The organism is Salegentibacter salarius (genome assembly GCF_900168265.1).
In the GTDB taxonomy this organism is placed as follows: Bacteria; Bacteroidota; Bacteroidia; order Flavobacteriales; family Flavobacteriaceae; genus Salegentibacter; species Salegentibacter salarius.
The window spans coordinates 1-9,147 of the sequence record NZ_FVZF01000040.1; the positions used below are offsets into that span (position 1 = coordinate 1).

A 9,147-nucleotide genomic window follows, 5' to 3' on the forward strand; every position below is an offset into this window, starting at 1 on the left:
AGGAAAATCCTGAATTGTTATTTCTTTATGGAATCCGTGGGCTATGACCAGCTGAGAGGAGAACTCTTTAGGAATCTCCGGCTTCTCTTCAAAATACAGGTGTAATATATCTCCTTCTGTTTGATGACCGGTAAGATCAAAATGGGTGATTAATAATTCTGGTAATAATATCTTGAGTAGGTCTATATATGGATCCAATGCTTCCGCTTTTAGAAAACAAAAATCAAACTATAATTTCAATTCACACACAACTTTTGAGAATGATCCCTTCTTAGTGATTTGTTTTGAACGAAAGATTGCAGATTAGTAAGTCGAAAAGCTCTTTTCCCTAATAGCTATTTCAATAGACTAAATTATGAAATGATGCTTTATGGATGGGGAAAATTTTAAATGTCGCTAATAACAGATTCGTTACACTATGTGCTGGGAGCTATTGGGAAAATATAACCGGGAATACAGCTTTTTTATTGGTTGGTATTTTAAACCAGATAAAATATTGAATTCGTTATCTTTTCAGCTTAGAGATGCTGAATAAAGCCGCACCAGTTAAAGCTGTTTTTTCATTCAAAATTACTTTAACCGGAATTTGCTCAAGAAGCGGGTTCATTTTATTTGAATTAACAAAGTGCTTTTTGAACAATTGGTTATCTAAAAGTTCAAGATTCTTAGGAAGAATACCACCTCCTATATAAATGCCTTTTGTCGCTTTAAATTTTAAAGCCAGTTGTGCAGATTCTATTGCCAGGAATCTTATGAATAGATCGATAGTTTCTTTACAAACGGGGTATTTAGAATCTTTAGCACCATTACTTATAACAAGAGTGGGGTCTGTTTTTTTAATTTGGGTCGAAAACCACTCTGGTTCTTCAATATTCCTATATTCGAGCAGGAATAAATATAAATTATAAATCCCCGGACCTGAAACGATTCTTTCCCAGCTTACGTGTCCAAACTTTTTATTTAAATAGTGCCACAAAGTGCTATCTAATTCTGTTCTTGGGCTAAAATCACAATGTCCTCCTTCTGAGGCAAAAGGAATAAAATGTTTTTCGTCCCACAAAATTCCTGCTTCGCCCAGGCCTGTACCCGGAGAAATTAAGCCTGCATTTCCGCTTGAAGCTGTACCTTTTTTAATTTCATAGTAATCGCTAGATTTCAAATTTTTTAAAGCATACGCGTGGGCTTCCATATCGTTTAGTATCCATACCTGCTGGATATTGGTTTCTTTAATAATTTCGGTTCTATCAATTAGCCAGGGAGAATTAGTTAATTGAGCTTTACCCATCGAAACCGGTCCTGCTACTCCAAGGCAAATACTTTCGATTTTCGTTAAATCAGCTCCGCAAAAGTCTTTGAGTACTTTCAAAAAAGAATGATGCTCTTTTGTTTTATAAGATTTTTCTTTAAAAAGTTTTAATTCCTCATTTACTAATTCAAATAAAGCGAAACGTGCATTAGTTCCACCAATATCGCCGGCCAGAATGTAACCTGATAAAAATTCAGTTTTAGTATCTTTTCTAAGATTCACAGGGGCAAAATGTTTTTATTTAAAAATTAACAGGGGAACTTTTACAGAAGAATATATTTGTTTTACCACGTCTTTGTGCAGCAAATTACTTTTCTGTTGGTTTTTTCTTTCAAGCATCGCCACAATGTCTATATCTTCTTCTTTAATAAAATTAGATAAAGCGTCTACCACATTATTAGAATAAATAAGTTCGTATTCCAGTTTGGAAGAATCGAAATTAGCCAATTTTAACTTTTCAAACTTTTCCTCTTGCTCTTTTATTTTTTCCGGTTTATCGTCTTTTTTAATAATGTGAACCACACTTATCTTTGAGATATGCGTAGAAAAAGTTTCCACCAGTTTTTTTAAGTAAAAAATATCTTCTTCTTCAAAATCTGTGGTGTACAAAATCCTTTTAGGAGTTTTGTATTCATAAGCCTGTGGAATAGTAAGAATAGGAAATTCTGGGTGGGTGATCATTTCCTTGGCTAAGCTTCCAAAAAGGAGTTCTCTAATAGGTCCTGCTCCACAGGCGCCTATAACCAGCATCTGTAAATTCATGTCTTTTACGAAATCCAGTATTCCTTTTATAGGAGATTCCCCGGTAACCACTGAGATTGTAAGATCAAAATTTTTTAAACTATCTCCCAATTGCGAACTACAAAAATCTCTCAACCGATTTTTTTCCTCGAGAAGAAGATTTGTAGTTTCTTTTTTCGATAATTTCTGAGAGCTAGTCACTACGTGTAAAACAATCAAATCAGCATCAAAGATCTTCCTGATAGCGTAGGTATATTTCAAAGCTGTACTAGAATGTTCTGTACAATTTGTTGCATAAACAATCTTCTTTATGATATTAAAATTTATACCTTAAAATAAGCGCTTATTCCCATGAAAAAGAATGATATTGGTCAGCTATATATTGATTGTTAGAGTTTTATTGTTTTATTCTTCGGTTCTGGAAACTTTATGATTTTATCGATGCGAGAAAAACGGTACTCATCTTAGTATAACTTTCTAGACATACTGAAATCTTTCATAGAAATACCGCAAAAGGGTTACATAGGATTAAGCTCCCGTAATAGAAGACAATAGATATCAAATTTTACTTAAGAATATTTATAAGAAAAATTTGAAAATTTAGGGGACCGTACATTATTCTGCTATTTTAGCATTTCAAATTTAAAACTACCATAATGAAAGAACTAGTTGAAAACATTCAAGCTACATTTGAAAATTTCCAAACAGAGGCTAACGCTCAATTAGAAACTGGCAATAAGAGCGCCGGGACCAGAGCAAGAAAATCTTCTTTAGAGTTGGAAAAACTTTTAAAAGAGTTTAGAAAAGTTTCAGTTGCTGAATCTAAGAAGTAAAGAAAAAGGCTGTCTGATAAGGCAGCCTTTTTTACTATTACCTCCCTGTAAATATTAAAAAATGAGCTGATTATTGTGAGCCAGAATTCAGCTATTTTAGGCCTTATCTAAAGTGGTCACAATATCTGTAAATTATAGGTTATTTGATTATTCGACCGTCTTCCAGGTAAATGGTCCTGTCTGTTCTTTTGGCGAGATCTTCGTCGTGCGTTACCATAAGTAGGGAAAGGCCTTTTTCTTCTTTTAGGTTTTTTAAAAGTTGAAATAAATTTTCTGAATTAAAACTATCTAGGTTACCGGTAGGTTCATCTCCAATTAACAACATAGGTTCATTGATTAGGGCGCGGGCTACGGTAACTCTTTGCTTTTCTCCTCCCGAGATTTTTGATGCTTTTTTAGAAACAAGGTGGCCAAGATGAAGTTTCTTAAGTAAATCTATAGCGTCTTCTTCAATTTGTTCGGCCGATTTCATCGCTAATTTTTTTGCCGGAAGCATTACATTTTCCAATACACTAAATTCCGGAAGGAGATAGTGAAACTGAAATATAAAGCCTATTTTTTTGTTTCTTATATAAGATAATTGTTTCTGAGATTTACCCGTTACTAATTCATTCTGAAGATAAAGTTCGCCGGTATAATCTGTATCCATAGTAGAAAGAATGTATAAAAGAGTAGATTTTCCGGAACCCGACTTTCCCATAATACTGGTGAATTCTCCTTTTTGAACTCCAATATAAATGTCTTTAAGAAGATGAAAGGGTTTTTCTTTACCGAAAAATTTATTGATATTTTTTGTTTCCAGAATGTAGCTCATAGTTCTGTTAATTACCTCTTATTATTTGAACCGGATCTATACCCCGCGCCTTTTTAGAAGGAAAATATGCCGCAATAAAAGTGCATAAGAGCGCAAAAACTAAGCCTATAAGATAATCAGTTGGATTATAAACTATAGGATATGTGGTAATGGTAGGCAAAGCTTCAGTTTTAAAGGGAATGGTGTCAATAAGACGCGATAAGCCCAAACCCACAATAAGACCTAGAATTCCTCCTGAAACACCAATAAATGTTGCCTGACTCAAAAAGATCCATTGTACATCTGATCCGGAAAAACCAATAGCTTTAAGTATCGCTATATCATTCATCTTTTCATAAATAAGCATGTTTTGAATATTGTAGATACCAAAACCCGCAACTATTAAGAGCGTTATAGAAACGGCATAGGTGATAAGGTTACGAATGTTGGAACCCGTTTCAAACTGAGCATTCATTTGGTTTATATCAACAGCAGATACATTGTATTTCTTTTCCAAAACTCCCACCAGAGCCGGAGTATCTGAAATATCATAAAGCATTATATTGATATCGGTAATATAGTTTTCGGCCTCCCCTAAAATCCTTTGTACTGTTTTTAAATTTGTATAACTCTGTATATTATCAATATCTGCTATTCCGCTTTGGTATATTCCAACCACCTTTAAAGGAAATTTATCACCTTTTGCTGTACTCACAATTACTTTTCTTCCTACCGAAAGTGACATTTTTTCCACTACTCCTGCGCCGAGTAAAATACCGTTTTCGGTATTTTTTAAATCCAGAATGCTACCCTCAATAATATAATCCTGAATATTGGAAAGTTTTGATTCTTTAATAATATCTACTCCCACTAAATTTCCTCCAAGTTCTATATTCCCGGAGAGGTAGAAAATCTGGGTTTGAAGCTGTGGTGTTGCTCCCTGTACTTTTTTATTTTTCTCTAGATCGTTTAAAATTGGAAGTGCATTATGGATCTTTTTCTGATTTTGTTTGGGCTTTATAGAATGTATTATGGGAACAGCATCTTCAAAATCTTTGTAAAGCGAAATTGCCTGCTTTTCGCTAGGTTTTATTTCGTTGCAGAGATGAATGTGCGGCACCTGGTTAAGTATAAGATCGTCAAGTATGGTATTAAGGCCTGTCATAAAACTTACCAGGGTAATATAAGCCGCGATCCCAAAAGTTACTCCAATTGAAGCAGTCTCAAGCAGGGTTTCTCTAGGTTCAATTGCTTCTTACCTCGGCATGACGCAGGAAACCCTTAGCCGAATTCGGCGCGCAGACGCTTCAAAAAAATCCTGAGTTTCACTATTTGACATAGGTCAAAGGACACCTCTCTTTTAGTAAGGAAATTTGCACTAATAAAAATATTGGTGCAATGAACATAAGCTCACTAAAAACAAAACTACTTTACTTTTTGCTTGCAGGCCTTATTCCGGCTACCTCTCTTTCCCAGGAGATAGACCCGGCCCTGGAAATTCTTATTCAAAAAGCTCTTGAAAAGAATCACGGATTAAATGTTAATCAATTAGAAGGCGAACAAGCGAGGATAGATCAAAAACAAGCCAAAGCAGTATTTCTTCCGGAAATTACTTTAAACGGAAGTTATACCAGGCTTAATGATGATATAACTTTTGATGAGGACACTCAAAATTTATTGATGTCTACCCAGAAACTACTTATTAAAGAAGCTGCAGGGCTTCCTTTTAATGCCGATTTTCCGGAGAATATTCCATTACAGCCGGCCAGTAATCTTCAGGATAAGAATATTTTGAAATCTTCGGTAGACCTGGACTGGGTGCTCTTTAGCGGGTTTGAGGCCACAAATGCTCTTAAAGCCGCGAAACATAAAGAAGCATCTCTAAATTTTGTAGGTGAGGCTGAAAAAGACAAAATAGTCCTCAATCTTATTGAAACCTATGATAAACTGGCTTTGGTAAACGCCTCTCAAGAGGTACTGGCTGCTTCAGAAGATCATCTAAAAGATCAGGAGCGCTTTGTGAAGAAAGCAAAAGAAAATGGTCTTGCCACTCCTATAAGTCGTAAAAAGATTGAGTTGGCTCAGCAACAACTGGAGGCAAAGCAGCTTGAATTCAGGCAAAATAAACGTTTGCTTATTGAGGTTCTACACCAGATCACCGGTGAAAATCGAGAGATTTTGCGTTCGCTTTCTCCTCAACTTAATGCTATTACTTTCACCGGAAATTCGGCAGAAAAAAGAGCAGAAGTACTGGCTCTTGAAGAGGCAGAAAAAGCCGCGATCTACAAATCTAAAATGGAAAAAAGCAACTTTATTCCGAAGCTGGCATTAAAGGGACATTACGAGTTTCTTGAAGATGATCTCTCGTTACTTGACCCGCAGTGGTATGTTGGGGTTGGAATTAAATGGAATGTTTTTGATGGCGGAAAAAGCAAATTAAAAAGCCGAAAATCTCAACTGGAGGCGCAAAAATATCAGGAAAAAATTAAAGAAGCTGAAGAGATGATTTCCTTAAGCATTGTGAAAGCAGAAATGTCTTATGAAGCTGCTCTTCAAAATACAAGAATTGCACAAAAAGAAATAGAACTGGCAGAAGCCACTTTTGAAATGCTGAAAAAACAGCATAGAAATGACCTGGCTTCTATAAGCGAAGTGCTGGATGGTTTAAGAGACCTGGAAAGTGCAAACTTTAAACTCCAGGAATCTTATTTCGATCAAAGCAAAGCTGGCACTTCACTTATGCACGCAAAAGGAATACTTAATTACTAAATACATTATAAAAAAGATATGAAAAACATTAAAATTGGTTTTATACTGCTTGTTTTACTAAGCCTCGGATCTTGTAATAATCAGGAAGAAATTTCCCCGGTAAGAGGAAAAGTAAAATTTGAAACTATTTCTGTGAGCAGTAAGCTCGCGGGACGCGTTAATAAATTATTCGTAACTGAAGGAGATGAGGTAAGCAAAGGAGATACCCTGGCATTTCTTGATATTCCGGAAATTAACGCAAAGATGCTGCAGGCAGAAGGAGCTTTGAAAGCTGCCAAAGGGCAACTAAATATGGCTAATGTAGGAGCAACAGAGGAACAACTAATCCAGATAGAAGGAAAGTTGAATGCTGCTAAAGCCGAACAGGAATTTGCACGGGAATCTTATGAAAGGCTCCATAATATGTATAAAGATTCCTTGATAAGTCGCCAGCAACTTGATAAGGTAAAGATGAAGTTAGAGATGGCCAATGCCCAGGTAAGTGTAGTGCGGGCTAAACGCCAGGAGGCGGGAAATAGAGCCAGAACAGAACAAATAGATCAGGCGCAAGGGCAATTAGATAGATCACGGGGAGCCAGGGAAGAAGTTTTGACAGCGTCAGATGAAATGTACCTTATTGCTCCTGCCAACATGAGTATTGAAACCATTAGTTTGGTAAAGGGAGAGCTGTTAAGCCCCGGTTATACCTTAATTAACGGGTATAAAAAGAACAGTCTCTATTTCAGGTTTACTATAAATGAATCCAGGATTTACGATTTTAAGAAAGGAGATGAACTAAGCCTGGTAAACCCTTATACCGAAGAAGGATTTAAAGGAAAAATAGTAGGCATAAAACAGCTACCTCAATATGCTGATATCACAAGTACAGCGCCGCTATATGATCTTTCAGAATCTGTTTATGAACTTAAGGTGATCCCAACTTCAGATATTTCTGGAAGTAGTTTTTATACCAATGCTACAATTCTTTTAAAGAACTAAGAGTATGAAAGAATTTTTCGAACTTTTAAAAATAGAATTCAAACGAATTTTCTCAAATTCCGTACTGTGTGCGATCTTTTTTGGGGCGCCGGTGCTTTATGGGATCTTGTTTGGGTATGTGTATCAGCAGGCAAAAGTGGTAGATCTACCCATTGTAATAGTAGACCAGGATAACAGCCCACTATCTAATACCATTATTGATGCTTTTGAAGATAATGAGGCACTGCTGGTAAAAGATCGCAGGTATGCTCCCGGGGATATCCTGGAGGAAATGCCGGTAGAGCAGTATGCAGCGGTAGTAACCTTGCCTTCAGGATTTGAGGGAGATATACTTCAGAAAAGATATCCTGAAGTAAGGGTAGATCTCAATATGGCCAATATTCTTAATGCCAATACCGCTAGTAAGAATATTCAGCAGGTATTGATGACTCTTAATGCCGGCATTGAGATCGAAAGCCTTCAAAAACAGGGCGTATCGCCATCCCATGCAAGAGCCAGTTATGAGAGTTTTAAGGTGAATTTCAATAAACTTTACAATTCTACAGGGAACTACTTAAGCTTTATGTTACCGGGACTATTAGGTGCTATTATGCAACAGGTGATTTTTCTGGGAATGGCATTGGTGTTTTCCCGTGATTTTGAAGATGGCTATTTTAAAAGCGTGGTAAAAAAGAATAAATCATCCTGGTATCTTATCGTTTTAAAAGCAACTCCTTTTCTCATTTTTCTTCCGTTAATGTGGTTTTTAGTAAGTAGGCTTTTTGTATTCTTTAATGTTGAAGCAGCTATTTTCAATATTCCTATGCTTGTTTTAGTGAGCTTATTGAGCCTGGCATCTATGGGGATTGGGATGTTGTTTTCAATCGCAATTCCAAATCAATTAAAAGCTACCGAACTCTTAATGGTAATCTCAACCCCGGCATTTGTTTTAAGCGGATTTACCTGGCCAAGTCTTGCTATACCCGGATTTATAAACGCTATTGCGCAATCTATTCCCGTCACGCAATTCTTAGCTGCTTTTAGGAAGGTAGCTTATTACGGAGGCGATATGGCAGATATACTTCCTGAAATTAAAATGCTCTTAATTATTATACTGGTAAGCTTTGTGGCGATGCTATTGCTACTTCAGCTTAAGATCAACAAAAGTAAAAAGCGAATAGCTGTTTAAAAACAGGATATAAGTATTATTAGTTTAAATGAAAACCCAAATTTTTATTTGTTTAATAGAAATAAGAAGTTGTATATTTGCCAGCCCTCTTTTAGAACCACAGGTTCTGGAGTGAAAAATTAGAAATAGTATTTTTTGTTTAAAGATATAATTAAAGGTTTTAGAAAACCTTTTTAATAAAGATTTTACGGTTGATGTACCGTGTAGTAAAAATCACTTTGAGTTGATTTTTATAGTAAAGTTAAGTTGTGTTGTTTGTCCCGAACTTATCGGGATGTGTAGTTAGCCATTCAAGATCTTGTGTTGTGAAGATTTTGGCTAACCAATGAGAAGCTTTTTTCCGTGTATTCGGAAAGAGGCTTTTTTGTTTTAGGGACTTTTCTAAAGTGGTTTTCAAAAAATCTATCTCCAGTAGGTTGAGTTTATTTTTATCTGGATAATAATTCAGGAAGTGGAAGTAATTCCGGATCATTCTCAAAAGTTGTGTGTGAATTGAAATTATAGTTTGATTTTTGTTTTCTAAAAGCGGAAGCATTGGATCCATATATAGACCTACTCA

9 protein-coding genes are annotated in these 9,147 nt (G+C 35.8%); 4 read left to right on the top strand and 5 right to left on the bottom strand.

The window, feature by feature from the left end; translation table 11 throughout:
* The 3 genes from B5440_RS15270 to B5440_RS15280 form a co-directional block, all read right to left on the bottom strand.
* Positions 1-198, bottom strand: a 198-nt coding sequence (locus tag B5440_RS15270; RefSeq protein ID WP_455567106.1) for an ISAon1 family transposase N-terminal region protein, incomplete at its 3' end; no start/stop codon positions are given.
* A gap of 307 nt (positions 199-505) precedes the next feature.
* The gene (gene glk, locus B5440_RS15275) at positions 506-1,528 is read right to left on the bottom strand and encodes a glucokinase (protein ID WP_070054809.1); all 1,023 of its coding nucleotides are present in this window, start codon (positions 1,526-1,528) and stop codon (positions 506-508) included.
* Between the two features lie 15 nt (positions 1,529-1,543).
* Positions 1,544-2,374, bottom strand: coding sequence for a universal stress protein (locus B5440_RS15280; RefSeq protein WP_079711175.1), 831 nt, complete (start codon positions 2,372-2,374; stop codon positions 1,544-1,546).
* Positions 2,375-2,703: 329 nt separating this feature from the next.
* Between B5440_RS15280 and B5440_RS15285 the strand changes: the two genes are divergently transcribed.
* Positions 2,704-2,880, top strand: coding sequence for a histone H1 (locus B5440_RS15285; RefSeq protein ID WP_070054807.1), 177 nt, complete (start codon positions 2,704-2,706; stop codon positions 2,878-2,880).
* 139 nt (positions 2,881-3,019) lie between these two features.
* On the opposite strand, the gene B5440_RS15290 is transcribed toward B5440_RS15285, so the two are convergent.
* Together B5440_RS15290 and B5440_RS15295 are read right to left on the bottom strand one after the other, a co-directional pair.
* On the bottom strand, positions 3,020-3,694 hold the full coding sequence (locus B5440_RS15290; RefSeq protein WP_070054806.1) for an ABC transporter ATP-binding protein: 675 nt from the start codon (positions 3,692-3,694) through the stop codon (positions 3,020-3,022).
* Positions 3,695-3,701: 7 nt separating this feature from the next.
* Positions 3,702-4,922 carry an ABC transporter permease gene (locus tag B5440_RS15295; RefSeq protein WP_070054805.1) on the bottom strand — a complete coding sequence of 407 codons (1,221 nt, stop codon included), beginning with the start codon at positions 4,920-4,922 and terminating at the stop codon, positions 3,702-3,704.
* Positions 4,923-5,071: 149 nt separating this feature from the next.
* On the opposite strand from B5440_RS15295, the gene B5440_RS15300 reads away from it, so the two are divergent.
* The 3 genes from B5440_RS15300 to B5440_RS15310 are packed head-to-tail and all read left to right on the top strand — an operon-like array spanning position 5,072 to position 8,588.
* Entirely contained in the window at positions 5,072-6,442 is a 1,371-nt protein-coding gene (locus B5440_RS15300; protein WP_070054804.1) for a TolC family protein, read from the top strand.
* Between the two features lie 18 nt (positions 6,443-6,460).
* Positions 6,461-7,420: an HlyD family secretion protein gene (locus tag B5440_RS15305; protein ID WP_070054803.1), complete on the top strand. Its 960-nt coding sequence runs from the start codon at positions 6,461-6,463 to the stop codon at positions 7,418-7,420.
* A 4-nt stretch (positions 7,421-7,424) separates the two neighbouring features.
* Complete coding sequence (locus B5440_RS15310) at positions 7,425-8,588, top strand: ABC transporter permease (RefSeq protein WP_070054802.1); 1,164 nt, start codon at positions 7,425-7,427, stop codon at positions 8,586-8,588.
* The last annotated feature ends 559 nt before the right edge of the window (positions 8,589-9,147 follow it).

Bases quoted from the DNA above. Each gene is read 5' to 3' on its own strand.
- B5440_RS15285 (WP_070054807.1), top strand. From the start codon at position 2,704: ATGAAAGAACTAGTTGAAAACATTCAAGCTACATTTGAAAATTTCCAA.
- B5440_RS15290 (WP_070054806.1), bottom strand. From the start codon at position 3,694: ATGAGCTACATTCTGGAAACAAAAAATATCAATAAATTTTTCGGTAAA.
- B5440_RS15300 (WP_070054804.1), top strand. From the start codon at position 5,072: ATGAACATAAGCTCACTAAAAACAAAACTACTTTACTTTTTGCTTGCA.
- B5440_RS15305 (WP_070054803.1), top strand. From the start codon at position 6,461: ATGAAAAACATTAAAATTGGTTTTATACTGCTTGTTTTACTAAGCCTC.
- B5440_RS15310 (WP_070054802.1), top strand. From the start codon at position 7,425: ATGAAAGAATTTTTCGAACTTTTAAAAATAGAATTCAAACGAATTTTC.